At 66.1% G+C, this 24,841-nt stretch carries 19 protein-coding genes; 15 read left to right on the plus strand and 4 right to left on the minus strand.

Annotated elements, in window-relative coordinates; all coding sequences use genetic code 11:
- Positions 1-44 precede the first annotated feature (44 nt).
- From JW958_00225 to JW958_00250, 6 genes are all read left to right on the plus strand, one after another.
- Complete coding sequence (locus tag JW958_00225) at positions 45-2,402, plus strand: hypothetical protein (protein MBN1824654.1); 2,358 nt, start codon at positions 45-47, stop codon at positions 2,400-2,402.
- A 318-nt stretch (positions 2,403-2,720) separates the two neighbouring features.
- Positions 2,721-3,293, plus strand: a complete 573-nt coding sequence (locus JW958_00230; GenBank protein MBN1824655.1) for a heme NO-binding domain-containing protein — start codon at positions 2,721-2,723, stop codon at positions 3,291-3,293.
- The gene (locus tag JW958_00235) at positions 3,239-5,305 is read left to right on the plus strand and encodes a PAS domain-containing protein (GenBank protein MBN1824656.1); all 2,067 of its coding nucleotides are present in this window, start codon (positions 3,239-3,241) and stop codon (positions 5,303-5,305) included. The genes JW958_00230 and JW958_00235 overlap by 55 nt, the downstream gene beginning before the upstream one ends.
- Positions 5,306-5,320: 15 nt before the next feature.
- A complete protein-coding gene (locus JW958_00240; protein ID MBN1824657.1) occupies positions 5,321-6,430 on the plus strand; it encodes an HDOD domain-containing protein in 1,110 nt (369 codons plus the stop codon).
- A 78-nt stretch (positions 6,431-6,508) separates the two neighbouring features.
- A complete protein-coding gene (locus JW958_00245) occupies positions 6,509-7,726 on the plus strand; it encodes a response regulator (protein MBN1824658.1) in 1,218 nt (405 codons plus the stop codon).
- A 1-nt stretch (position 7,727) separates the two neighbouring features.
- Positions 7,728-8,297 carry a response regulator gene (locus JW958_00250; GenBank protein ID MBN1824659.1) on the plus strand — a complete coding sequence of 190 codons (570 nt, stop codon included), beginning with the start codon at positions 7,728-7,730 and terminating at the stop codon, positions 8,295-8,297.
- An 85-nt stretch (positions 8,298-8,382) separates the two neighbouring features.
- Here the strand turns inward: JW958_00250 and JW958_00255 are convergent, their stop codons facing one another.
- Positions 8,383-9,549: a hypothetical protein gene (locus JW958_00255; protein ID MBN1824660.1), complete on the minus strand. Its 1,167-nt coding sequence runs from the start codon at positions 9,547-9,549 to the stop codon at positions 8,383-8,385.
- A gap of 263 nt (positions 9,550-9,812) precedes the next feature.
- Here JW958_00255 and JW958_00260 point away from each other — a divergent pair, with 263 nt between their 5' ends.
- The 3 genes from JW958_00260 to JW958_00270 are packed head-to-tail and all read left to right on the plus strand — an operon-like array spanning position 9,813 to position 14,636.
- Positions 9,813-11,786: a DUF3857 and transglutaminase domain-containing protein gene (locus tag JW958_00260; GenBank protein MBN1824661.1), complete on the plus strand. Its 1,974-nt coding sequence runs from the start codon at positions 9,813-9,815 to the stop codon at positions 11,784-11,786.
- 13 nt (positions 11,787-11,799) lie between these two features.
- Positions 11,800-13,728 carry a DUF3857 domain-containing protein gene (locus tag JW958_00265; protein ID MBN1824662.1) on the plus strand — a complete coding sequence of 643 codons (1,929 nt, stop codon included), beginning with the start codon at positions 11,800-11,802 and terminating at the stop codon, positions 13,726-13,728.
- A 32-nt stretch (positions 13,729-13,760) separates the two neighbouring features.
- Positions 13,761-14,636: a sulfotransferase gene (locus tag JW958_00270; protein ID MBN1824663.1), complete on the plus strand. Its 876-nt coding sequence runs from the start codon at positions 13,761-13,763 to the stop codon at positions 14,634-14,636.
- A gap of 100 nt (positions 14,637-14,736) precedes the next feature.
- Here JW958_00270 and JW958_00275 read toward each other — a convergent pair whose 3' ends face one another.
- From JW958_00275 to JW958_00285, 3 genes are all read right to left on the minus strand, one after another.
- The gene (locus JW958_00275) at positions 14,737-15,525 is read right to left on the minus strand and encodes a slipin family protein (protein ID MBN1824664.1); all 789 of its coding nucleotides are present in this window, start codon (positions 15,523-15,525) and stop codon (positions 14,737-14,739) included.
- 1 nt (position 15,526) lies between these two features.
- Positions 15,527-16,900, minus strand: coding sequence for a nodulation protein NfeD (locus tag JW958_00280; GenBank protein MBN1824665.1), 1,374 nt, complete (start codon positions 16,898-16,900; stop codon positions 15,527-15,529).
- 84 nt (positions 16,901-16,984) lie between these two features.
- The gene (locus JW958_00285) at positions 16,985-18,304 is read right to left on the minus strand and encodes a deoxyguanosinetriphosphate triphosphohydrolase (protein MBN1824666.1); all 1,320 of its coding nucleotides are present in this window, start codon (positions 18,302-18,304) and stop codon (positions 16,985-16,987) included.
- A 155-nt stretch (positions 18,305-18,459) separates the two neighbouring features.
- On the opposite strand from JW958_00285, the gene thiD reads away from it, so the two are divergent.
- From thiD to asnS, 6 genes are all read left to right on the plus strand, one after another.
- Entirely contained in the window at positions 18,460-19,266 is an 807-nt protein-coding gene (gene thiD, locus JW958_00290) for a bifunctional hydroxymethylpyrimidine kinase/phosphomethylpyrimidine kinase (GenBank protein ID MBN1824667.1), read from the plus strand.
- Positions 19,267-19,298: 32 nt separating this feature from the next.
- Positions 19,299-20,330 carry an enterochelin esterase gene (locus JW958_00295; GenBank protein MBN1824668.1) on the plus strand — a complete coding sequence of 344 codons (1,032 nt, stop codon included), beginning with the start codon at positions 19,299-19,301 and terminating at the stop codon, positions 20,328-20,330.
- 237 nt (positions 20,331-20,567) lie between these two features.
- Positions 20,568-21,737 (plus strand): class I SAM-dependent RNA methyltransferase, encoded by a 1,170-nt coding sequence (locus JW958_00300; protein ID MBN1824669.1) that lies wholly within the window; start codon positions 20,568-20,570, stop codon positions 21,735-21,737.
- A gap of 4 nt (positions 21,738-21,741) precedes the next feature.
- Positions 21,742-22,242, plus strand: a complete 501-nt coding sequence (gene tpx / locus JW958_00305) for a thiol peroxidase (GenBank protein MBN1824670.1) — start codon at positions 21,742-21,744, stop codon at positions 22,240-22,242.
- Between the two features lie 153 nt (positions 22,243-22,395).
- Complete coding sequence (locus tag JW958_00310; GenBank protein ID MBN1824671.1) at positions 22,396-22,878, plus strand: RDD family protein; 483 nt, start codon at positions 22,396-22,398, stop codon at positions 22,876-22,878.
- Between the two features lie 90 nt (positions 22,879-22,968).
- Positions 22,969-24,372 (plus strand): asparagine--tRNA ligase, encoded by a 1,404-nt coding sequence (gene asnS / locus JW958_00315; protein ID MBN1824672.1) that lies wholly within the window; start codon positions 22,969-22,971, stop codon positions 24,370-24,372.
- The last annotated feature ends 469 nt before the right edge of the window (positions 24,373-24,841 follow it).

Consider the following 24,841-nt stretch of genomic DNA (forward strand, 5'->3'; position numbering starts at 1 on the left):
CGGGGATTCCCCGCCTTCACGGCACGCGGAACAAGGAGACGACCATGGGATTCGAACTCGGACCGAGACGCGGCGTCTACATCGACATCACAAAGGAACTCCAAACGGGCAAGGCCCCTCTCGGAAGCGAGGAGCAAAAGCACCAAGAAACCTTTGACCTGATTTATCGCTCGCTCTGCGCGCTTCTCTTCAACTATGTCCCCATGTCCGGCCATCCGGGCGGATCGATCTCCTCGGGGCGGTTCGTGCAGCACGTCCTCTTCCGGACCATGGATTACGACGTGAGCGATCCGGACAGGGCCGATGCGGACCTGATCAGCTACGCCGCCGGCCACAAGGCGCTCGGTCTCTATGCCATGTGGGCGCTCCGGAACGAGATCGCCCGCATCGGCGCGCCCCAGCTCCTTCCGAAGGACGCGCGAAACCAGCTCCGTCTGGAGGACCTGCTCGGCTTCCGCCGCAACCCGGTCACCGACACCCCCCTCTTCAAGAAGTTCCACTCCAAGGCGCTGGACGGCCATCCCACGCCGGCCACTCCTTTCGTGCGCCTTTCCACCGGCGCCTCCGGCGTCGGCGTCGCCTCCTCCCTCGGCCTCGCCTACGGCGCCATCGACTACTACGGCAAGGACGCGGCGCCCAAGGTGCACGTCATCGAGGGCGAAGGGGGCCTGACGCCGGGCCGCGTCGCCGAGACGCTCGCCGCCTCCGGCACCGCTTCGATCGGGAACGCCATCGTCCATGTGGACTGGAACCAGGCCTCCATCGACTCGAACCACGTCTGCCGCACCGGCGACAAGCCGGGCGATTACGTGCAGTGGGACCCGACCGAGCTGTTCTTCCTCCACGACTGGAACGTGATCGCCGTCCCGGACGGCACCGACTTCCAGCAGATCGCCGCGGCGCAGCGGAAGGCGTTGAAGATGGGGAACGATCAACCCACGGCGATCGTTTACACCACAACCAAAGGTTGGCGCTACGGCATCGAGGGCCGCGCATCCCACGGCGCCGGCCACAAGCTCTGCACCGACGGTTTCTTCGAGTCGGTGGAGCCCTTCCTCTCCGGCGAGAAGATGGAACTGCCCAAATGCGCGGCGGGGAAGCACCGCTGCGACGGCCCGGACGGAGCGGCGGTCATGGAAGAGTGTTTCTGGGACGCTCTTCTGGTGATCCGCAAGGCGATGGAGAGCCATGGTGAAATGGTGGACGCCCTCGCCGCCGCCCTCGTCGCGTCACGGGAGCGACTCGACCGTCGCGCCCGGAAGCCGCGCAAGGGGGCGCCGGACAACGAGAAGGCGTACGAACTCGCCGCCTCGTCGGTCATGGAGAGGCCGGCGTCGCTCGCCCTCGAGCCAGGATCGAGCGCCACGCTCCGCGGCGAGCTGGGCAAGGTGCTGAACCATTACAACCTCGCCACCGGCGGCGCCTTCTTCTCCGCCGCGGCGGACCTGCTCGGCTCCACGAGCGTGAACCTCGTCGCCGGCGGTTTCCCCGAAGGCTTCTACAACGCCGCGACAAACCCGGAGGCGCGCCTGCTCTCCATCGGCGGCATCTGCGAGGACGCGATGATCGGCATCATGTCCGGTCTGGGCGCCTACGGCCGGCACATCGGCGCCGGCTCCTCCTACGGCGCCTTCATCGCTCCCCTCGGCCACATCCCGGCGCGGCTCCACGCGATCGGCATGCAGGCGAAGCGGGAGGCGAGCGGCAAACCCTTCCACACCCTCTTCCTGATCTGCGCCCACGCGGGCATCAAGACCGGCGAGGACGGCCCGACGCACGCGGACCCGCAGGCGCTTCAGCTGTTGCAGGAGAACTTCCCCCGCGGCACGATGATCACCCTCACTCCTTGGGACCCGCAGGAGATGTGGTACCTGGTGAGCGCGGCGCTCGCGAAGCGCCCCGCGGTGATCGCCCCATTCGTCACTCGTCCGAACGAGAACATCCTCGATCGGAAGGCGCTCGGATTGGCGAGCGCGTCGGAGTCCGTAAAGGGCGTCTACCGTCTGCGCGCCGCCAAGGGGAAAGGAGACGGCGTGGTGGTCCTCCAGGGGAGCGGCGCCGCCTACGCCTTCGTCGAGGGAGCGCTTCCCCTTCTCGAGAAGGACGGCGTCGACCTGGACGTTTACCATGTCTCCAGCGCGGAGCTGTTCGACCTTCTGCCCAAGGAGGAGCAGGACCGGATCTTCCCCGAGGAAGCCGCCCGAAAGGCGATGGGGATCACCGGCCTCACCCTCTCCACCATGTACCGTTGGATCCGCTCCGACCGGGGCCGCGCCGCGACGCTCCACCCCTTCCAGAAGGGGCACTTCCTCGGCTCCGGCCAGGCGGCGATGGTGCTCAAGGAGGCGGGTATGGACGGCGAGAGTCAGTACCGCGCGGTGAAGAAATACGTGGGCAAATAGCCGCGGCAACGCGAACGTTCCCGATTCGGCGCCCGGGCTTCCACGGTCCGGGCGCCTTTCTTTCGGCCTCGCGCGTCCCGGCTTTCCCACCCCGGCCCCCCCCGGCCCCCGGCGCGCCCGTTCTCCTCAAACCGCCGGATCCTCGTTTATAAAAAGGGTGTTGCGGGCCTTCTCGCCCGAAAAGATCAAGACGCTGCTCCATCCTACCGATAATTCGTGTGAGACTTCCTCGATCGAAAGCACCTCGCTAACGCAACGGTGAAGGGGAACTGTGGGCGGATTCGCGGCCACAACGATAATCCGTGGGGGGTTCCGGCGTTGAAGGGGATCATCAATCAAGCGATCCAGGAGTATGTCGTCCATACCCGGGGCGACGAAGCCTGGTGGAAGATCAGAGAGGAAACGGGCATCCGGGAGGTCAGCTTCAACCCTTCCCGGGATTACCCCGACGAGTGGACCGCGCGGCTCTTGGATCATCTCAGCGCGGATTCCGGCCGGATCAAAGAAGACCTGCTACGGGACATCGGCCGTTTCCTGGTTCCGCACACGTTGAAGCGGGTCTACCCCACCTACATCGCCCTCGCCGGAAACGACGTCTTTTCCTTCCTGGCTCGGGTGGGTCTAATCCATCGCAAAGTGGTGAGCTGCATCCCGAACGCCAAGCCTCCCTCCATCGAAGTTCTGGAAAGGGGGGAGGATCGTATGGTCGTGCGCTATCGATCCGAACGCCGCCTCTTCGCCCTCTTCCAAGGTTTACTGGAAGGCGTAGGCGATCTTTTCGATCGACCGATCACCGTTCGTGAGATCGAAACGAACGGCGACATCGGAGAAAACGAATGCAGGTTCGAAGTGAGCCTCGTGAGACAACCGAGTCCGGCGCGTTCCGTGTGACGGTCCGGCCCGAGCGGCTGGAGTTTCCATTCGCGGTTGAGGCGGACGGAAACGGGATCGTTCTCGACGTTTCCGCCGCCGTCCTCAGCCGGGTCACTCGCCCCGCCGGGCGCCGGATCGACGATCTGTTGCGCGGTCCGGCGACGGGAGGCTGGGCGGCGTTTTTCGCCGGAGATCCGGATCGTTCCGTGGAGGCTGCGCTCATCGCCGACGGCGGGGACGTACCGCTCGCCGGGTTCTGGGTCCCATCGGAGCGAGGGCGCCTTTTTCTCGGCCGTCCCCTCGTTCGCGGCCGGGATGACCTCCGCCATTTCGAACTGGAGGAACTGGAAGGAACGGCGTCGATCCTGGACGTTTTTACGACAATGGACGAGGCGGAGAGCCTGAGCCGCGGAACGGAGAGGGCGCTCAGCGCGCTACAGGTCGAGTCCCGCCGGCTTCGCGGTCTCGTGCGCAACACCGGCGGGTTTCTCATCGTCACCAATCGGTCGAACAATATCGTGCTGGTCGGTTCGGGACTGTTGGAAGCTCTCGGAAAAGAGAAACAGGAGGTGCTCTCCAAGCCCCTGTTCGACGTCATCGACTCGCCGGAGTTCCGGGAGTGGGCGAATAGCCGGGGCGGATCGGGCGAATACGCGTCGGATGGGGATGAACGATTTGAGTGCACTTCCGCGCTCCCCGGCGCCGGTGAGCGCATGGTGGACTGGATCATCACCGCCGTACGTGATCGGGAAGGCGCCCGGACGGGTTTCGTCGTTTCCGGCGCCGATGTGACCGAACGGATGAACCGGGTCGCCACGGTGGAGCGAGCACGCGACGAGCTGAACATGATTCTGGACACGCTTCCCTTCGGCGTGATCCTGATCGACGAGACACGGAAGATTCAATGGATCAATCTGGTCGGCATGGAGATGGCGGGAGAACTCCGGCGCGAAGAGATAATCGGCAGATCTTGCTCGAAATGGTGTTGCCATGCCGAGAAGGGCTGTTGTCCCGTTTATGATCAGGGAAAATATTTCAGCAACAAAGAGATGTGGTTTTACCCCCTGGAGGGGAATGCTTTCCCGGTGCTGAAAAGCGTCGCTCCGGTCCGGATCGGCGGCAAGGAGTACCTGCTCGAGGTTTTCATCGACATCGCGGACCGGAAAAGCATGGAGTCCGAGCTGGAGCAGGCGCGGCGTCTGGAGAGCATCGGCCAACTCGCGGCGGGGATCGCTCACGAGATCAACACGCCCACCCAGTTTCTGAGCGACAACATCATCTTTCTCTCCCAAGTCGTCAAGGCGATGCTGGACCATCTGGAGGACTACGCCGATCTGGTACGGCGGTTGGAGGGGCCGGACTGGTCGCCGGAAGATTTGGAGAAAAACCGCCGCTCCCTGAAAAATTTCGACATAGCGTTTTACCGGGAAGAGATCCCGGAGGCGTTGAATCACTCCCGGGACGGCATCCGCCGTATCAGCGAGATCGTGCAGGCCATGAAGGAGTTCTCCCACCCCGGCCAAAAGCAGAAAGTGCCTACCGATATCGAGCACGCCGTCCGGACGACGGCGACGGTGGCGAGAAACCGTTGGAAGTACGTAGCCGATCTGGAAATCGATGTGGGCGAGGGGCTTGATGAAGTGCCTTGCAATCCCGGCGAGTTCAATCAGGTGATCCTGAACCTGATCGTGAACGCTGCGGACGCCATCGCCTCGAAAATCGAGGGGAGTACCGACGAAAAGGGAATGATCCGCGTCAAAGCGAGACGGGACGGCGATTGGGTGGAGATACGGATCGGCGATACGGGCGGCGGCGTTCCTCCGGAGATCCTGGGGAGGATCTTCGAGCCGTTTTTCACGACCAAGGAAGTGGGGAAGGGAACCGGTCAGGGCCTGGCGATCGCGCGAAGCGTCATCGTGGACAAGCACGACGGCGTCATCCGATGCGAGAGCGAGCCGGGGGTCGGAACCACATTCATCGTGCGGTTGCCCATCCGCGAGAAGAAAACGACGGAATCCCCCATCGTATAGGGGCAGGAGACGGACATGGAGAAATCGGTGCTCTTCGTCGACGACGATCCGCACATTCTCTCCGCCCTTCGGAGGATGCTGATGGCCTCCGGGTGCGTCTGGGATCTCACCTTCGCCGGTGGCGGCCGGGAGGCGCTTGAGATTCTGGAAGGACGACCCCACGACGTGATCGTTTCGGACATGCGGATGCCGGGGATGACCGGCGCCGAATTGCTCGAGAAGGTGCGATCGCTTTATCCGGAGACGGTCCGCATCGTCCTCTCGGGCCACACCGAGCTGGAGACGGCGATGCGTTTGGTTCCCATCGCCCACAACTATATCGCCAAACCGTGCGACAGCGAGACGATCATCCGGCTGGTGCAGCGCGCCTGTGACATGCACGACCGGCTGAACAACGAAGAGCTGAAACAGAGGATCGGAAAGATCGGCGGCTTGCCCAACCTGTCCACCACCTATCACGAACTCGTTCGCCTACTGAGCGATCCCGACGCGGCGCTGGACGAGGTCGTGAAAATCATCGAGCGGGACGTGGGGATGGTCGCCAATATTCTTCATTTGGTGAACACGGCGTTCTATGCGCCCAAGCAGAGGATCACCAAAATCAATCAGGCCGTCTCCTACATCGGGATCACCGTGTTGAAGAGCCTCTTCCTGTCCGCCGAGGCCTTCCGGGCCTTCGAGGGCAAGATCCCCGCCGAGTTCTCGCTCGAGGAATTCCAGAACCACGGGATGGAGGTGGGGAGCGAGGCGGCGGAGATGATGGGAACGCAGCGGGAGCGGGACGACGCGTTTCTCGCGGGGATGCTGCACGACGTGGGCAAGCTCGTTCTGCTGACGGAGCACCCCGATCAGTATCAGGAGGTGTTGCGCCGCGCGGAATCGGGCCAAAGCTCCTGCGTCGAAACGGAGAGGGAGATCTGGCAGGTCACCCACGCCGACGTGGGCGGATACATTTTAGGACTCTGGTTTTTACCCTACACGATCGTCGAGGCGGTTACCTACCATCACAATCCGCCGGCCCCCATGGCGGAAGGGCTCGACGTCACCACCGCCGTCTATCGGGCTAACGAACGAGTGAACAGCCGAAAGGATCGCGCGGAAGAGTACACGGGAGCGAAGGAGTGATGTCGACCGAAGGAATGCCCGCACGCCGGGCGTGGAGAAGAACGCAGGCAGTGAATTCGCGGGAGGGGGGGGTGCGCCGTGAATTGGAGTAAACCGCCGATTCTGTGCGTCGACGACGAGGAACAGGTGTTGAAAGCCCTCTCGCGGCTTCTCCAACTCCGGTTCTCGGTGCATACAGCGACGGGCGGCGAGGAGGGGCTTCGTATCCTCGGCGAGAAGGGTCCCTTCGCCGTGGTGGTGTCGGACATGCGGATGCCCAACATGAACGGCATCCAGTTTTTGGAAAAAGTCCGCCAGGCACACCCGGACACGGTCCGCATCCTGCTCACCGGACAGGCGGATCTGAAGAGCACCATCTCGGCGATCAACCAGACCCAGATCTTTCGTTTCCTGAGCAAGCCCTGCGAGCACGAGATATTGGCCCGCGCGTTGGACGAGGGAGTCCGTCAGTATCGCCTCATCGTGGCGGAGAGGGAACTTCTCCAACACACGCTCCGCGGGAGCATCAAGCTCCTCACCGACATCCTCTCCCTGGTGCACCCCGAGGCGTTCGGTAAAGCGGTGCGTTTCCGCAAGTACATCGTCGACTTCATCGGAGCGCTCGACCTGGAGGACAGCTGGGCGATCGAGATCGCTCCCATGCTCTCCCAGCTCGGATGCTTCACGCTTCACCCCGAGCTGGTGAAGAAGCTTTACCACTATGAGGATCTCGACGCCGAAGATCTGGAACAGGTCGGGCAGCTCTTCTCCGTGACCGATCAGATGCTCGCCAACATCCCCCGCCTCGAACCGGTGCGCGAGATCCTGGCCTATCAGACGAGCCGTTTTGACGGGAGCGACATCCCTCATAGCCGTGTGAAGGGCAAGGAAATTCCGACCGGTGCGCGCATCCTGAAGATCGTGACCGATTTCGACGACCTTCTCGCCCGCAAACGGCTCTCCGTTCCGGCGGCGTTGGACACCCTGCGGGGGCGGGAGGGCGCCTACGATCCCGAGCTGCTCGGCCTCTTCTGCGACATCCACGGCCGCCCGGAGAAGGAACAGGATGTACGCGAACTCCGCGTGCAGGAGCTGACGCCCGGCATGGTGATCGACGAGGACGTCCGCGCGCAAACCGGTACGTTGCTCATCGTGAAGGGGCAGGAGGTGACCGAGAGCGTGCTCAAGCGGATATACAGCTTCCACAACCGCATCGGGATCCGGGAGCCGATCCGCACAATTCTCAAAACGACCGACGAAGCCGGCGGCGAGGCGTCCGGAAAACAGCTCTCATCGTCTTTGACCGGAGGCGTTTGATATGGCACATACCGTTTTGTTCGTGGACGACGATCCCCATCTCCTGAAGGGACTCCGCAGGAGCATGCGGGAGGAACCCTTCCGGGTTCTGTTGGCGAAAGACGGCGCCGCGGCCCTGGGAGTCCTGGACGAGCACGAAATCGACGTGCTGGTGACCGACCAAGAGATGCCCGGGCTGAAGGGGACGATGCTCCTCGATCTGGTGCGGACGCGCTACCCGGACGTCATCCGGATCCTCCTGACCGGCAACGCGAACCTGGATGTGGCCCTTCAAGCGATTAATAAAGGGGAGGTTTTCCGTCTCTGCACCAAGCCGATCGACTCCCGGGAACTCGCCGCCGTCATCCGCTCCGCCCTGGAGCAGAAGGATTTGCTCGCCACGAGCCGCGATCTCCTACACACCGTGCGGAAGCAGGCGACGGTCATGGAACGTCTCGAACGGGACAATCCGGGAATCACCAAAGTGGATCTGGATCAGGAAGGCCGCATCGTCCTTTCCGACGATTCCCTGGCCGATCTCGCCATTTTCCTCGAAGACGCCAAGAGGGAGCTGGGGCGCACGAAGCCCTGAAAGCCGCCCCCCCGATCGCGAAACAAACCTCCGCCCGGACCGCTCGGTCCGGGCGTTTTCGTCGTTTCCCTCCCCCCGCATTCTCTCAGTGCCAGTTCACCAGAGGGAGCACCTTCCGCCACCCCTCGTTGTTCCCCGCGTAATTGATCGCGCCGATCTGAACGCCGTCGAGAACGGCGGCGATGTTGACGACGCCGATGGTGAGGCCCCGGCTGGTTCCCTCCATTCGCGTCACCGCGCCTGTGGCGAAACCGCGGAAGGAACTCTTGGTGTGCGTGTAGAGGCCGCCGATCGCGGCGCCCCGCACCCTCTCCGCGGCGATGAAGGAGCCGACGAAGGCGCCCCGCAGACTCCCGCCTCCCACGCCGGCCAGTCCGGCGCCGAACCCGCGGAAACGCTTCGCGCCGACCCCCGCGCCGCCGATCGCGATTCCCCGTATTCTCTCCGCGCCGAGGCCGATCCCGCCGAGCGCCAGCCCATGGATGTCCTGCGCGCCGACGCCCACGCCGCCGATCACGATCCCCCGCACGCTCTCGGCGCCGACGCCGATCCCGCCGACGAAGAGACCGGCCATCCTCTCGCCCGCCATCCCCACTCCGCCGATTCCGATCCCGGTGAAATCCTCCTTGGCCAGGCCGATCGATCCGCAGGCGAACCCGCGCACCGACTGAGCCGCCGCACCGATTCCGCCGATCAGGATCCCCCGGACGTCCTCCGCCGCGATCCCCACGCCGCCGAAGGCGATTCCGTCCAGATCCTGAGCCGCGGCGCCGACGGTGCCGAAGAGGATCCCGTTTACGTCCTCGGCCGCGCAACCGATCCCCCCGGCGATGATCCCGGTCGCGTCCTGCGTGGCGCACCCCAGACCGCCGATCAGCACTCCATTCACTTTCTCCGTCGCGCAACCGATCCCGCCGATGCCGATCCCGTAGATGTCGCCGCCCGCCAGACCGCCTCCGCCGACGGCGATCCCCCTCATCCGTCCGAAGCAGGGGGCCGCCAGACCGGCCGCGATCCCATCCATATGGAAACGGTTATTTTCCTCGGGGATCCAAAGCGTGACATTCACCCCCCGCACGCTCCGCACTCTCTCGTCCACGAGGTTGAACCGCAACCCGTTCCATTTTTTAGAGTTACCAAAAGAAATCCCCGTCCGGGCCGCCCCCAGGTCGAGGGATGCCGCGGTGACGGGCGCCGCGGCGGCGGCGAGGAGCAGAGCCGTGAGGGAGAGGGCGATGGGGGTACGCTTCATTCCGTGAAACCTCCTCTGCTTTCGGCGTCGAATCTCGTTACCGGCCAACATAATTCAGTACGCAGCAGGATCATCCGGGTTTCAGCGGCTCTCCTTCCGGTGTCCTCGTTCCGATTCCCGGCACCGGCACCGGAGTCCGCGCAAACTCGTGCATCGTTGATTTTTTCCGGCTTCTCCTGGACAATAGGCTTTCCATGCAGCGATTCCAATCAACCCTGTTGTTCCATCCGGGAGAATCCCCCCGATCACCCAAGGAGGTTCGGATGCGATTGCCCGCTCTCTTGCTGTTGATCCTCGTTCTCGCCCCGGCGGCGCCCGCCGTGATCGCCGGGCCCGATCTCCTCGAACCGGGGGCGGCGACGGCGCTTCTCGAAGGGACGGACGACGACGCCTACGAAGGCGCGGCTCGCCTGCTCCTCTTCGACCGCACCGAGGTGGAGGTGGAGGAGAGCGGCCTCTCCCACGTTTTCCAGCACCGCTTCCTCAAGGTGCTCGATTGGGAGGGCGCGCGCGGACTACGCGCCGTCCGATTCGACTACGATCCGGCCACCAACCTGACCGAGTTCCGCGCCGTGCGGATTCACCGGAAGGAGGGGGGGCACGAGGACGTGGACCTGACGACGGTCCTCGATTCCGAGGCGCCGGCCCATCTCATCTTCTGGGGCGGTCGGATGCTGGTCCTCCCGCTCCCCGCGCTCGAGCCGGGGGACGGCGTGGAGACGATCACTTATAAGAAGGGTTTTCAGATCGCCTATCTCGACGCCGGCGGCGAAGACGAGAAGTACATCCCGCCGATGCGGGGCCACTTCTACGACGTGGTTCTCTTCCGCGACGCGGACCCGATGCTGGAGAAACAGTACACGGTCCACGTCCCCCGGGACAAACCGCTCCAGTACTCGATCTACAACGAGGCGGTTATGAGCAGCCTCACCTTCGGCGAGGAGAGCTTCATCTACCACTTCTGGATCCACGACGCGCCGGCCGCCCCGGAGGAGCGCCGCGCCCCCGATTTGTCCGACTACGTTCCCAAGGTGGTGATGGCGACCGTCTCCGACTGGCCGGAGAAAAGCCGCTGGTTCTACAAGGTCAACGAGGACCGGGAGATCTTCGCCTGGACGCCGGAGATCAAGGAGAAGGTGGACGAGATCACCGCCGGCATGAAGTCCGACGACGAGAGGATCGCCGCCCTCCTGCATTGGGTCGCCCAGAACATCCGTTACAGCGGCCTCAACATGGGCGAGGGGGAGGGGTACACCATCCACCCCGGCATCATGAGTTTCCGGGACCGCGCGGGCGTGTGCAAGGACATCGCCGGCATGCTGGTCACCATGCTCCGCGCCGCCGGTTATCCCACCTTCGCCGCCATGACCATGGCCGGCGCCCGCGTGGAGGCGATCCCGGCGGACCAGTTCAACCACTGCGTGGTGGCGCTGCAAAAGGAGGATGGAAGCTATCTGATGCTCGATCCGACCTGGGCGCCCTGGAACAACCCGCTCTGGAGCCGCTGGGAAGGGGAGCAGCACTACGTGATCGGCAGCGAGAAGGGGGAGGAGCTGATGATGATCCCCGCCTTCAAGCCGGAGGACAACCTCTTCGCGATTCGGAGCGACGCCCGAATCCTCCCCGACGGCGCGCTGGAGGGGACGCTCCGCTTCGAGGGGAAGGGGATCTCGGACGGACGGATCCGGAGCGCCGTGGGGGATCAACCGAAGCACGGCCGCCGCGCCTTTCTCGAAGGGTGGCTCGGCGCCATCGATCCGCGGGTGGAGCTGATCGACGTGGACATCACCGACCACCGCGACTTCACCATCGACAGCGTCATGCGCCTCACCTATCGGGTGCCCGGTTATGCCGACCGGCTCGGCGACGACCTCGCCTTCCATTCGCCGGCGCTCCTCTTCATCACCCGCAACGAGCGGATCTCCCGGCTCCACAACGTGCCCGAGAGCGACGAGCGAACGACCGGCGTTTTCCTCTACGGTCCGCAGAAAGTCACGATCGACGAGACCGTTCGCCTTCCCGGCGGATACGAAGCGGAGGCGCCGGAGGGGCTCGACAAGGACGGAACGCTCGCCGCGGCGCGGCTCGACTGGAACGCCGAGGGGAGCCGCCTCGTTTTGAACGCCGAATACGAATTGAAGAACCGGTTCGTCACCGTCGACGGTTATCCGGACGTGATCGAAACCATCCGCGAGCTTCGGGAGAAGACCGAAGCGGACCTGTTCGCGACGCGATAGGGAGGACGAAGCGATGACCAAGAGCAAGGTATTGTTGTGGACGGCGCTTCTGGCCCTGTTCGTCGCGGTTCTTCCGGCGGCGGGCCAGACGGCGCATCGCGGCGTGGACGGACCGCTCGGCGAGGAGGCGATCCGGTCCATCGTCGGCGCGGCCCCCGCCGAGGCCGCCCGCCCGGGCGAAGACGGGCTGATCCTTTTCGAGGGGGTTTGGGTCGATTGGCGGGACGGCAGGGCGGAGGTCCGCGTCCAGCGGTTGACCAAGATGTACACGGAATGGGCCGTCGAACACCTGGGCGATCCGCGTATTCCCTGGGACGACGGGCGGCAGGAGATGATCGTTCACGCGAGCCGCACCTACCTTCCCGGCGGCGGCGTGGTGGACACGCCCACTCCGGAGGAAAACGGCTACAGCGGCACCAACGAGGTGACGCCCGACGAACTCGCCCTCGCCGTCGACCACCTGGACATCCGCGAGATGGTGGTGACCCGGGTGGGGCTCGTGCGGGAGGCGGTCATTCTCCTGGACTACACGATCCGCGATCTCGAGCCGGCCGCGCTCCCCTTCCACATGCTTCTCTTTCCCCAGAGCGAGTTCCCGATTCTGGAAGGGACGGTTTCCGTGGGCGGCGGGCTCACCGCCGAGACGGTGAACCCTCCGGACCGCCTGTTCACGCTGCCCGAGGCGGAGCTGCGGGGCGGGCGAACCATTTGGACCATGAAGGATCTTCCGGCGAGGCCCCACGACTCCGGCCGCCGGCTCGGCGACCAGATTCCCTGGATCGCTCTCTCTTCGGCGAAGGACTGGCAGGAGGCGGTGGAGAATTTCGACGGAGCGGTGCGGCGCGCGGCGAAGGCGGACGAGGCGCTCCGGGCGGCGCTCATGGAGATCGAGGAGGAGCGGCCTTCCCTCGGCGTTCGGGAGACGCTGGAGTCTTGGACGTCGATGGCGAAAGAGCGGACCGAGACGATCCACTATCGGCCTTGGGAATTTCTCGCCTCTCCCCGGACGGTCGGCGCCGTGCTCGACCGTGCCTACGCCACGCCCGCGGAGCGGGCGGCGCTGCTGCTCGCCTGCTGTGATACCCGCGGCTGGAAGACGGAGCTGATCCTTCCCGCCCGTTGGGCCGCCCTTTCCGTCGCCGCGCCCGCGCTGAACGCGCTCGGCGACCCGCTCCTTCGCGTGACCGACGACGGGGGAGTCCTCTGGTGGGTCGACCCGATGGGCGGCGCCGTGTCCTCCCTGCCGCCGATGGACGGCGGGATCCCCTATTTCGCCTCCGACGGCTCCCGGGTCCGCCGCGAAACCGCGCCGGTCCGCGGGGACCGGATCGACGTGCGCGTCTTCTGGAACCTCGTCTCGGGCGAGGGGAGCGCGGAGGTCGTGATGAGCGGCCCGATGCTGGCCGCCCTCGGTCCGGAGAAACCGGAGGAACTCGCCGGGGCGTGGGTCGCCGATTGGTGCGAGGGCGCCTCCGTCGAGGACCTGCGCGTGCACGAGTCGGGCGAGGACCGTATCCGGTTCTCCGCGAAGATCGAAGCCTCCCCGCCGGAGCCGGACGACCGGGGTCGGATCGTGATCGAGCCGCCCCTTTTCGCGGCGGATCTCTCCGGCCTCACGCCGCCCGGGATGGAGCGTTCTCACGGCGCCTGTGACGCCGTCCTCTTTCCCGCGGGGCCCGTCGATGCGCGGGCGCTCTGGGTTTTCGAGATCCCCGGGGACAGGAGCGTTCTCGACGTCGATCCTTTAGACGCGAAGTGGAACGGCGCGGAAGCGGGCCTCTCCCGCACGATCGAAGGGAGCCGGCTCACGATGAACGCCCGTCTCCTCTGGAGCGGCGAACCGGTCCGCCCGGAGGATTACGTCGCTTTTCGCGGCTTCCTCGCGCGGGTCCTGGACGCGCGGGCGGCGCGGATCGCGCTCGTCTCCGTGGGCGGAGAGTAGGCCCGGCGCGCCCGGCCCGAAGGGGAAATGGCATGACGCAATCGAGCCGCCCCGATCACGCCGTCTCGGCGGAGTGGAGCGGGCTCTCCTGGAAGTGGTTCCGCCTCCGGAAGGCAATCCGGAGGCGGTCCCCCTTCACCCGGCGCCCGCCGGAGAGCGTTCTCTTCGTGATGGGATGCCAGCGGTCGGGAACGACCATGCTGAGCCAGCTCTTCGAGCGCGATCCCCGGTCGCGGGTGTACGGCGAGTACAGCCCCCTCTCCGCGGGGGACAAAGAGGAGGGGCTCCGCCTCGACCCCATCGAGCGCGTGCGCCGGCGGATCGAGTCGGACCGTGTCCGGCTCGTGGTTTTGAAGCCGATCGTGGAGAGCCAGAACACGCCGGAGCTTCTCGACGGCGTTCCCGGCGCGAGGGCGCTCTGGGCCTTCCGCCATTACCGGGACGTGGCCGCGTCGAACCTGAAAAAATTCGGGATCGACAACGGCGTTCGGGACCTCCGCCCCATCGCGGGCAACGATCCGGCGAACTGGAGAAACGACGGCGTTTCGAAGGAGACACGCGCCCTGATCCGCCGGTTCTACTCGGAGGAGATGAAGCCTTACGACGCGGCGGTTCTCTTCTGGTGCGCCCGGAACCGGGTCTTTCTGGAGCGTCGTTTCGACGCGGACCCGCGGATACGGATGATCCGTTACGAGGATCTGGTCGTGGAGCCGGCGGCTTGGTTGCGCCGGATCTATGATTTCGCAGGCGCCGCCTATCCGGGAGACCGGATCGTGTCGGACGTACACGCCCGATCGGTGAAGAAGGGGGAAGAGATCGACCTCTCGCCGGAGGTCGTCTCCCTCGCCGAGGAGACGCTGCGCGGCATGGAGGAGGCGTACGCGCGGCAATCGGCGCGAACCGCCTGATCGCCCGCGACGCGACGATTCATGAAAGAAGCCCGGAGCGCGCGCCCCGGGCTTCTCTTTTTTTTCGCGATCGCGGCGCGCGGCCGCCGGTTTATCCGCGCTAAGAAACCGCGGGCGGCTCGACCTCGCCCTTGCGGTGTCCCCCCAGTTTCCGGAAGAGCCCTTCGATCATCTCCAGCGGGAGGGGGAAGATGATGGTGGAGTTCTTCTCCGCCGACACCTCCGTCAGCGTCTGCAGGTAGCGGAGCTGGATCGCCACCGGTTCCACGGCCATTTTTTGTGCCGCCTCGGTCAGCCTCCCCGCCGCCTGAAACTCGCCGTCGGCGTGGATCACCTTGGCGCGGCGCTCGCGCTCCGCCTCGGCCTGGCGGGCGATGGCGCGCTGCATCTCCTGGGGCAGGTCCACGTCCTTCACCTCCACCGCCGTTACCTTCACGCCCCAAGGATCGGTCCGTTCGTCGATGATCGATTGCAGCTGCTGGTTGATCTTCTCCCGGTTGGCGAGCAGGTCGTCCAGGTCGTGCTCGCCCAGCACGCTCCGGAGTGTGGTCTGCGCCATCTGGCTCGTGGCGTAGAGGAACTTCTCCACCGCCACCACCGCCTTTTCCGCGTCCAACACCTTGAAATAGAGCACCGCGTTCACCTTAACCGTCACGTTGTCGCGGGTGATTACGTCCTGGGGAGGGACATCCATGGCGAGCACCCGGAGAGAGACCTTCACCATTCGGTCGATGACGGGGATGAGGAAGATGAGCCCGGGCCCCTTCGCGCCGACCAGGCGGCCGAGCCGGAAGATCACGCCCCGCTCGTATTCGCGTAGCACGCGCAGAGCGCTTGCGAGAACGATCACGATCAGCACGAACAGAATAAACAGGGGAGGCGCGATCATTTCAACCCTCCTTGCGATCCGGGCCGGCTTTGCGGACCCGGAGCGTCATGCCGTGTACTTCTTCGACCAGCACCCGTTCCCCCGCCTCGATCGGTTCGTCCGATTCGGCGGTCCAGTGAGCGCCGTCCAGGTAGACCTTTCCCGTCGGGGCGATCGTCGTGCGCGCCTCGCCGACGGCGCCGACGAGCGCCCGCCGGCCCACCGCCGGCCTGCGCCGCGCCGTGCGCAACGCCATGGCGACGGCGAAGAGGAAGAAGGCGGCGGAGAAAGCCACCGCCGGCAGGATCACCGCGAGGGAGACCCGGAAAAACGGTTCCGGGCTGCGGAAGAGAAGCAAGGAACCGATGGTGAGCGACGCCACTCCCCCCGCGGAGAGTATGCCGTAGGTGGGCGTCAACAGTTCGGCGATGAAGAAAACGACCCCGAGAACCATAAGCAACAGCCCCGCGTAATTGATGGAGAAGCTCTGGAGCGCGTAAAGCCCGAGCACCAGGCTGATCGCGCCGATCACGCCCGGGTAGATCGAGCCCGGCGAGGAGAGTTCGAAGAAGAGGCCGTAGAACCCGAGCAGGAGGAGCAGATAGGCGGCGTTCGGATCGTTCAGAATGTTGAGGAGGCGGTAGCGCTTGCTCATCGGGAACTCGCGCGTTTCCGCCCCTTCGGTGCGCAGCGTCTTCTCGCCGCCGGCGGTCGTCACGACGCGCCCTTCCAGCTTCTCCAAGAGCTCCCCGCGGCTCTCGGCGATCAGGTCCGCCACGCCGATCTCCACCGCTTCGTGGGCGGCGACGGAAACGCTCTTCCGGACCGCATCCTCCGCCCAGTCCGCGTTCCGCCCTTTCTCCTCGGCGATGCTCCGGATGTAGGCGACCGCGTCGTTGGTCGCCTTCTCCGTCATCGTCGAATCGGAGCCCCCGGCGAGGTTGACCGGATGCGCGGCGCCCGTGTTCGTCCCGGGCGCCATGGCGATGACGTGGCAGGCCTGGGCGATGAAGACGCCCGCCGACGTGGCCCGGGAGCCGCTGGGCGACACATAAAGGATCACCGGAACCTCGCTGGCGAGAATCTTCTTCACGATCACCCGCATCGACGTGTCCAGCCCGCCCGGCGTGTCCAGCTCGATGACGAGACAGGCCGCGTCCGTTCGGTTCGCCTCGGCCACGGCGTCTTCGAGATAGCTGGCGGAGATGGTGCCGATCACCCCCTGGTAGGTCGCCCAGAGGACCGGGCCGGCCGCCTCCGCCCGGACGGCGGCGGTATCGCCCTCGGCCGACGGTTCTTCCGGAGGGGGGGCCGCGCCGGCGTGCCACCGGAGAAGCAGGAGAACGGAACCGAGAAGGAGAAGGGATCGTCGGAACAGGCGTTCGCGGCTTTTCATGGCTGACCCTTTCGGAGGGGCGGGCGCCCCTCTCTTCCATCATAGTCGGGTCGGACCGGGTCGGCAAGCCGTCCGCCGTGCCGGTCAGCGCGGCAGAACGATCCCCTGGAGCCGGCGGAAGACGGAAACGGCGTAGCCGTCGGTCATACCGGAGACGAAATCGGTGATGCGGAGGATGCGGCGGTAGTCGTCGTCCCCCTCCGCTTCCCGGAACAGATCGGGCATCAGGATGCGGATCTTCCCCGCGCCGGGCCGGGACGGTTCGAGGGTCGCCTCGACGAAACGATCGAGCAGGGCGGCGATCACTCGGAAACCGGCGATCTCCGTCTCCAGCACTTCCGGCGCCTGGTAGCAGGTGTGGAGCACGAGGCGGGTGATGGCGTCCACCTTCTCCTTGGAGGGGATCGCGTCGACCAGCGCCCCGTCGAACGCGCCGGCGAGGATCTCCTCCTCTTTTTCGAGGAAGAGGTCCGCCGTCTCGCGGATCAGGGCGTCCACGGCGCGGGCGCGCAGGTAGCCGATGAAGGCGCGGCGCTCCTCGGCCGTCTCGACGCCGTGGCGGCTCTTCTCCGGCACGATCGCCGCGAGGAGATCCCGCGCCTCGTCGAAGGCGACCTTGCCGAGCCGGTATCCGTCCTCCAGATCGAGGATCTGGTAGCAGATATCGTCCGCCGCCTCGGTCAGGAAGACGAGGGGGTGGCGGCGCCACCAATCACCGGCGCCTTCCACCGGCGGGAGGCCGAGCACCTCCGCCGTTTCGGCGAAGAGATCCCTCTCGCTCCTGTGGAAACCGTGCTTCTTGCCGCTCCGCCGCTTCCCCGGGTCGACGGCGATGATCGATGCGCGCGGATATTTCATGTAGGCGCCGAGCGTGGCGTGGGTGAGGCGCATCCCGCCCCGTCCCCGCGCCATCTGCAGGCGGGTGATCACGCGAAAGCCCTGGGCGTTTCCCTCGAAGCCCTCCAGGTCCGCCCACTCCTCCGGCGTCATCCGGGGCGCGAGCATGTCCCGCCGCTCCCGGAACCAGGAGCGGAAGGCGTGTTCGCCGGAGTGGCCGAAGGGGGGATTGCCGATGTCGTGAGCGAGGCAGGCGGCGGCGACGATGTCTCCGATGTCGCGGGCGTCGTCGTCGTCGTCGAGGCCGCGTCGCCGGACCAACTCGCGGCCGACGCGCGTCGCGAGCCCGCGGCCGACGCAGCTCACCTCCAGGCTGTGGGTGAGCCGCGAGTGCACGTGGTCGTTCTCCGGCATCGGAAAGACCTGGGTCTTGTCGTGGAGGCGGCGGAAGGCGGGGGAGAAGACGATCCGGTCGAAGTCGCGCTGGAACTCGTTGCGCGCCTCGTCCGGCGCGGGCCCGGACCGCGTGCCGAGCCGCTCCGACGAGAGCAGCCTTTCCCAGCGCATCTCTCCGGCCACGATTTTCCCCCGCGGGTTCGCGGCGGCCCGGCGTAGGCCGCGCGCCGCTCAGTGTATCCGCACGGCCCGCCCCTCCGCAAGGGCGGGGTTGGCCGGCGGAGGCGGTTCCCCTATAGTCATGGGCGCGAGAGAAGGGAGGCGCCATGCGCCAGGTGATGACCATCGCCGGCTCCGATTCGGGCGCCGGCGCGGGGATTCAGGCGGACCTGAAGACGTTCGCCGCCCTCGGCGTCTACGGGCTGTCGGCGATCACGAGCCTTACCGCCCAGAACACGCGGGGGGTGACCCACGTCCACGAGGCGCCCGTGGAGAGCGTGCGCGCTCAAATCCGCGCCCTCTTCGACGATTTCGACGTGGCGGCGGTGAAGACGGGGATGCTCCCCACGGAGGCGATCATCGACTGCGTGGCGGAAGAGTTGGAGCGTGCGGGTCCGCGGCCGCTCGTCGTCGATCCGGTGATGGTCTCCACCACCCGGGCCGAGCTGATGCGCGGCGATGCGCTCCCGGCGCTCCGGGACCGTCTCGTTCCGCTCGCGACGGTGGTGACGCCCAACCGTTTCGAGGCGTCGGCGCTGATCGGGCGCGACCTTCGCGGCGCGGAGGATCTGCGCGCCGCCGCCGCCGAGATCGCGCGGCTGGCGCGGGGATGGGCGGTCCTCAAAGGGGGGGACCTGGAGGAGGAGGAGGAGTCGACGGATTTCCTCTCCGACGGGACGGAGACGGTCGCTCTTTCCGCGCCCCGGATTCGCACGCGCGGCACCCACGGCACCGGATGCACGTTCGCGTCGGCCCTCGCCGCGCGCCTCGCCCTGGGGGACGATGTTCCCGCCGCGGCCCGCCGCGCCAAGGCGTACGTCACCGGCGCGATCCGCGGCGGCCCGGACATCGGCGGCGGCCGCGGCCCGGTCGATCACTTCTGGTTTCAACGACCCTGGTCGCCGGAGGACTGACGAAGAGAACCCGCGACGGGAGGAGGAGCGTCATGCCGGTTCACAATTTTCAGGCGCCTCGCGGGGAGATCGCGCGGATCACCGTCGGCTCGAAAGCGCTCCTTGGGAACCTTCTCGGCGACCCGGCGGAACGGAGCGTCTGGGTTTACCTCCCCGAAGGGTACGGTGACTCGAAGGAGGAATATCCGCTCTTCGTCGACCTGGCCGGCTATACCGGGAGCGGGCCGAAGCACCTCGCATGGACCCTCTTCGGAGAGAGCCTACCGCAGCGCGCCGACCGTCTCGTCGCGGAAGGGAAGATGGGCCCGGCGGTGTTCGCCTTCCCGGACTGCTTCACATCTCTCGGCGGGAATCAGTACATCGACTCCGTCGCGATGGGGCTCTGGGAGGTCTTCCTCGTCGAGGAGATGATCCCCGCGCTGGAGAGGGAGTTCCGGATCCGGCGCGGGCGGGAGCACCGCGCGCTCTTCGGCAAGTCGAGCGGCGGCTACGGCGCCGTCGTCCACGCCATGAAGCACGCCGACGCGTGGAACGCCGTCGCCTGCCACAGCGGCGACATGGCTTTCGACCTGGTTTACCGCGTGGAGTTTCCGGCTGCGCTCGACCGGCTCGCCGCCTTCGGCCACGACACGATCGCCTTCGTGAACCACATGAAGAAGGCGCGCAAGGTCGACGGCGGGGATCTGACCGCGCTGATGGCGCTCGCCATGGCCGCCACCTACGATCCCGATCCGGAGGCGCCCTTCGGCGCGCGGCTCCCCGTCGACCCGGAGACCTGCGAGATGGACGAGGAGCGCTGGGCCCGCTGGCTGGAGCACGATCCGATCACGATGGTCCGGAAGCCGGAGCGCCAGGAGAACCTGCGCCGCCTCGCCGGGCTCTACATCGATTGCGGCTCCCGGGATCAGTACCGCCTGCACTACGGAAACCGCGTCTTCGTCCGGGAACTGAAGCGCGCCGGGATCCCGCACCGCTACGAAGAGTTCGACGACAACCATTCCGACGTGAATTATCGGATGGATGAGTCGCTTCCCTTCCTCTGGAAGGCGATTACCGGCGGTTGAGGGCGGATGCTTGTGATTCGTACCGCGGATTCAGAATATCGAAGGGACTTCGAATCTCGCTTGTGTGAAGACGGACAACCGGATCCACTCTTTTCCTGTCGATAAACGCCCTCGGGTTACCGTGTAACCTCAGTTCTTATAACCGGATCCGCTTGTTTGTGGAGAGCCCCCCCACTACAATGGGCGGTGCGCACGGGGAGGCGGTCCCCGTTTTCTATCACCGGCACCGGAGAAACGATGTTCACCTATCAGCAAGATGACGCCTATTTCGCCCAGGCCGGCGAGGGGACGGAGGAGCTGGTCGCCGCCGAGATCGAACGGCTCGGCGGGGAGACGGCGCGGACCGTCTTCCGGGGCGTCGCTTTTCGAGCGGACCGGGCGGCGCTCTACCGGATCGTGTACGCTTCGCGTCTGGCGACGCGCGTTCTCGCGCCGCTCATCGGTTTCGACTGTCACAGCCCGAACTACCTCTACAAGACCGCCCTCTCCTTGGACTGGGCGTCTCTGCTCGGGCCGGACGACACCTTCGCGGTGCGCGCCGGCGTCGCCAACAGCCGGATCCGCCATTCCGGCTTCGCCGCGCTCCGGGTGAAGGACGCCGTCGCCGACGCGATGCGGGGGCGTTTCGGCCGCCGCCCGAACGTGGACCGGGAGAACCCGAGCCTTCTCGTTCATGTCCACATCCACGCGGACCACGCGACGATCCACGCCGACGCGTCCGGCGGATCGCTTCACCGCCGCGGTTATCGTCTCGAAGGAGGAGAAGCGCCCATGCGGGAGACCACCGCCGCGGCGGTTCTGGAGATGGCCGGATGGAACGGCGACCGCCCCCTCCTCGACCCGATGTGCGGCAGCGGCACCATACTCGCCGAGGCGTGGATGCGGGGGTGCCGAATCCCGGCGGGGAAGCTCCGGACACGCTTCGGCTTCGAGCGCCTCCCCGACTTCGACCGCGCCGTCTGGGAGAGAGTGCGGAGCGAGGAGGACCGCCGTTTCCGCCCGTTGCCGGCCGGGTTCGTCGCGGGGAGCGACGCCGATCCTCTGGCGGTGCGCGCCGCCCGCGCCAACCTCGCCCGCCTCCCCGGCGGCGACCGGGTGCGCATCGAGCGCCGCCGCTTCCAGGAAATCTCCCGCGTCGAAGGGGGAGCCATCGTCAGCAACCCTCCCTACGGGATTCGCTCCGTGCCGGACCAAGACATGAACCGTTTTTGGCGCGACGTCGGCGATTTCCTCAAGCAGCGGTGCGCCGGTTCCGACGCCACCCTATATTTCGGAGAGCGGCAGTGGATCCGCTCGATCGGCCTCCGGCCCTCCTGGAAGCGCCCTCTCACGAGCGGCGGCCTCGACGGGCGGGTGGTCCGTTATGAAATGTACGAGGGCGCCAAGCCCCGTTCGGGAAAGGAGTAAAAAGATGGCGAAGACGACTTTCCGGGGAGACCCTGTCGAGACGGTCGGCGCGCTCCCGGCGCCGGGGACGAAAGCCCCCGATTTCACCCTCGTGAAGGGGGATCTGTCGGAGATGTCCCTCGCCGAGGCGAAGGGGAAGCAGGTGGTGCTGAACGTCTTCCTCAGCCTCGACACGTCGACCTGCGCCGCGTCGGTCCGCCGCTTCAACGAGGAGGCGGCCAAGCGCCGCGACACGGTGGTGCTCTGCATCTCCATGGATCTCCCCTTCGCGGCGGCCCGTTTCTGCGCCGCCGAGGGACTGGAGAACGTGATCACCCTCTCCGATTTCCGCGAAGGCGCTTTCGGACGGGCTTACGGGCTCCGGATCACCGGCGGGCCGTTCACGGGGCTTCTGGCGCGGTCGGTGTTCGTCCTGGACCGGGAGGGTAAGGTGGTCCACGCCCAGCTCGTCCCGGACATCTCCAAGGAACCGGATTACGAAGCGGCCCTCGCGGCGCTCCTTTGAGGCGCGGTCCGTCCTTGCGTTCCCACGATCCGATCCTTTAACCTGGATGAGGAGTATCCGGAGGAACGCGGGGTCCCGGGCCGGTCTCGGTCGCCCGTCCGGTCCCGTGGCGTTTCCCCCCCGAAACCCCCGACCGAGGGAGGATGGGAGCGAATGGAAGAGACCAAAAACCAAGAGGCCCGGCCGGAGCCGAAGCCGGAAGGACCGGCGCACCGCGCCACGGCCAAGGCGGACCTGGGCAAGCGTTTCGTCGCGATCCTGATCGACGGGATCTTGTCGGGATTGATCGGCCTGGTTCCGGTCATCGGCGGCCTGATCGGAGCGGCGTACATGCTCACCCGTGACGGCCTCAACTTCGACTTCATGGACAAGCGTTCTCTCGGCAAGAAACTGATGAAGCTGCGCCCGGTCCGCGTGGACGGCGGCGAAGTGGACGTGAGCGTCTCGGTGAAGCGGAACTTCATCTTCGCGATTCCCCTGGTGCTCATGATCATCCCGGTTCTGGGGTGGATCCTCGCGCCGATCCTTTCCCTCGTGGTGATGATCCTCGAGGTGGTGCTCGTCCTCTCCGACGAGGAGGGGCGGCGCTGGGGGGATAAGTTCGCCGGCACCAAGGTGATCGAAGTCGACGAGTAGACGCGGGGGCGCGCCTCGCTCTTTTTGCTTTCGCTGTATCACATCGGGCGGCCGCGCCGGGGTCGGCGCGGCCGCGCCGGATCGGGGAGAATCATGACGGTCTGGTCCATCGCGGGTCTTCTCGCCGGGGGCGTGGCGGCCGGGGAGCGCGGGATCGTGCGCGGCTGGGTGCGCACGCGCCGCGACTCGAAGGCGGGCTTCAGCTTTCTGCACGTGAGCGACGGCTCCTGCTTCGCGCCGATCCAGGTGGTGGCGCCCGCCGACCTGCCCAACTACGAAAGCGAAATCCTGCGGCTCACCAGCGGCTGCGCCGTCGAGGCGGAGGGGGAACTGGTCGAGTCGAGCGGGAAGGGACAGACCGTGGAGCTTCGGGCTTCGCGGATCACGGTGGTCGGCTGGGTGGACGACCCCGACACCTACCCGATCACGCCGAAGCGGCACAGCTTCGAGTATCTGCGGACGGTGGCGCATCTCCGGCCGCGCACCAATACCTTCGGCGCGGTGGCGCGCGTGCGGCACAGCATGGCGATGGCGATCCACCGCTTCTTCGACGAGCGGGGTTTCGTCTGGGTTCACACGCCGATCATCACCACCAGCGACGCCGAGGGAGCGGGGGAGCTTTTTCGCGTCTCCACGCTCGATCTGTTGAACCCGCCGCGCACGCCGGAAGGGGAGATCGATTTCGCCGAGGACTTCTTCGGCCGGCCGGCCTATCTGACCGTCTCGGGACAGCTGAACGTCGAGAGCTACTGCCAGGCGCTCACCAAGGTGTACACCTTCTCGCCCACGTTCCGCGCGGAAAACTCCAACACGAGCCGGCATCTCGCCGAGTTCTGGATGATCGAGCCGGAAATAGCGTTCGCCGATCTTTCCGATGCGGCGGAACTCGCCGAGGAGATGTTGAAGCACGTTTTCCGTGCGTTGCTCGACGAGCGCCCCGACGACATGGCCTTCTTCGACCAGCGCGTTCTGCCGGGCTGCGTGGCGCGCCTGGAGAAGCTGGTGGCGTCGGACTTCGAGAGGATGGAGTACGGCGACGCGGTGAAGGCGCTGGAAAAGTCGGGGAAGAGCTTCGAGTTTCCGGTCGGATGGGGGGCGGACCTGCAGTCGGAGCACGAGCGTTATCTGACGGAGGAGTTCGTGGGGCGCCCGGTGGTGGTGATGAACTACCCGAAGGAGATCAAGGCGTTTTATATGCGCCAGAACGACGACGGGAAAACCGTCGCCGCCATGGACGTGCTCGCCCCCGGCATCGGCGAGATCATCGGCGGGAGCCAGCGCGAGGAGAGGCTGGACGTCCTCGACCGGCGGATCGAGGAGATGGGCCTTCCCCTGGAGCCTTACTGGTGGTACCGCGACCTCCGCCGCTACGGCACCGTTCCCCACGCCGGTTTCGGCCTCGGTTTCGAGAGGACGATCAACTACGCCACCGGCCTCGCCAACATCCGCGACGTGATCCCCTTCCCCCGCGCGCCCAAGAGCGCCGAGTTTTAGTCCCCGCGGGGCGGGAGAGAATCCTGCTGCGGCGCCGGTCCGCGGGCTGCGAGGCGAATTCTCCATCGCCCCTTTCCTCATCGTAGCTCGGGCTACGATTCCGGGAAGGGGCTCGTCCGAATCCACCTCTCGCCTCACGTTCCGCCGCCTCGCGACGGATTCTCTCCCGCCCCGCGGGGACGCGAATGAGGAGAGTCTCTGCAATCGGGGCGGGCCGGGGGAGGGCGGGCTTTGCTCAAACACTCCCTCACACGTCCCCGTACTCGAAGCGCGATCGAAATCGAAATCGAAATCGGATTCCCTCTTCCGCCCCCGGCTCTCCCTTCGGGGCACGGTGTGGGAAAGAGGACGGACGGGTAATCCTTCTCGGAGTCCGGGGCGCTTGGAATCGGTATCGATTCATTCTCTTCCCCCACCGGTCTCCCTTCGGGGCACGGTCCGGATGCTTCCGCATCCTCCCTCTTCTCGC

The organism is Candidatus Eisenbacteria bacterium (assembly GCA_016930695.1).
Classification (GTDB): domain Bacteria; phylum Orphanbacterota; class Orphanbacteria; order Orphanbacterales; family Orphanbacteraceae; genus JAFGGD01.

What these genes read in the sequence shown, in the direction of transcription:
- JW958_00225 (MBN1824654.1), top strand. Translation starts at nt 45, where the DNA reads ATGGGATTCGAACTCGGACCGAGACGCGGCGTCTACATCGACATCACA.
- JW958_00235 (MBN1824656.1), top strand. Translation starts at nt 3,239, where the DNA reads ATGCAGGTTCGAAGTGAGCCTCGTGAGACAACCGAGTCCGGCGCGTTC.
- JW958_00240 (MBN1824657.1), top strand. Translation starts at nt 5,321, where the DNA reads ATGGAGAAATCGGTGCTCTTCGTCGACGACGATCCGCACATTCTCTCC.
- JW958_00250 (MBN1824659.1), top strand. Translation starts at nt 7,728, where the DNA reads ATGGCACATACCGTTTTGTTCGTGGACGACGATCCCCATCTCCTGAAG.
- JW958_00255 (MBN1824660.1), bottom strand. Translation starts at nt 9,549, where the DNA reads ATGAAGCGTACCCCCATCGCCCTCTCCCTCACGGCTCTGCTCCTCGCC.
- JW958_00260 (MBN1824661.1), top strand. Translation starts at nt 9,813, where the DNA reads ATGCGATTGCCCGCTCTCTTGCTGTTGATCCTCGTTCTCGCCCCGGCG.
- JW958_00265 (MBN1824662.1), top strand. Translation starts at nt 11,800, where the DNA reads ATGACCAAGAGCAAGGTATTGTTGTGGACGGCGCTTCTGGCCCTGTTC.
- JW958_00270 (MBN1824663.1), top strand. Translation starts at nt 13,761, where the DNA reads ATGACGCAATCGAGCCGCCCCGATCACGCCGTCTCGGCGGAGTGGAGC.
- JW958_00275 (MBN1824664.1), bottom strand. Translation starts at nt 15,525, where the DNA reads ATGATCGCGCCTCCCCTGTTTATTCTGTTCGTGCTGATCGTGATCGTT.
- JW958_00280 (MBN1824665.1), bottom strand. Translation starts at nt 16,900, where the DNA reads ATGAAAAGCCGCGAACGCCTGTTCCGACGATCCCTTCTCCTTCTCGGT.
- JW958_00285 (MBN1824666.1), bottom strand. Translation starts at nt 18,304, where the DNA reads ATGCGCTGGGAAAGGCTGCTCTCGTCGGAGCGGCTCGGCACGCGGTCC.
- thiD (MBN1824667.1), top strand. Translation starts at nt 18,460, where the DNA reads ATGCGCCAGGTGATGACCATCGCCGGCTCCGATTCGGGCGCCGGCGCG.
- JW958_00295 (MBN1824668.1), top strand. Translation starts at nt 19,299, where the DNA reads ATGCCGGTTCACAATTTTCAGGCGCCTCGCGGGGAGATCGCGCGGATC.
- JW958_00300 (MBN1824669.1), top strand. Translation starts at nt 20,568, where the DNA reads ATGTTCACCTATCAGCAAGATGACGCCTATTTCGCCCAGGCCGGCGAG.
- tpx (MBN1824670.1), top strand. Translation starts at nt 21,742, where the DNA reads ATGGCGAAGACGACTTTCCGGGGAGACCCTGTCGAGACGGTCGGCGCG.
- JW958_00310 (MBN1824671.1), top strand. Translation starts at nt 22,396, where the DNA reads ATGGAAGAGACCAAAAACCAAGAGGCCCGGCCGGAGCCGAAGCCGGAA.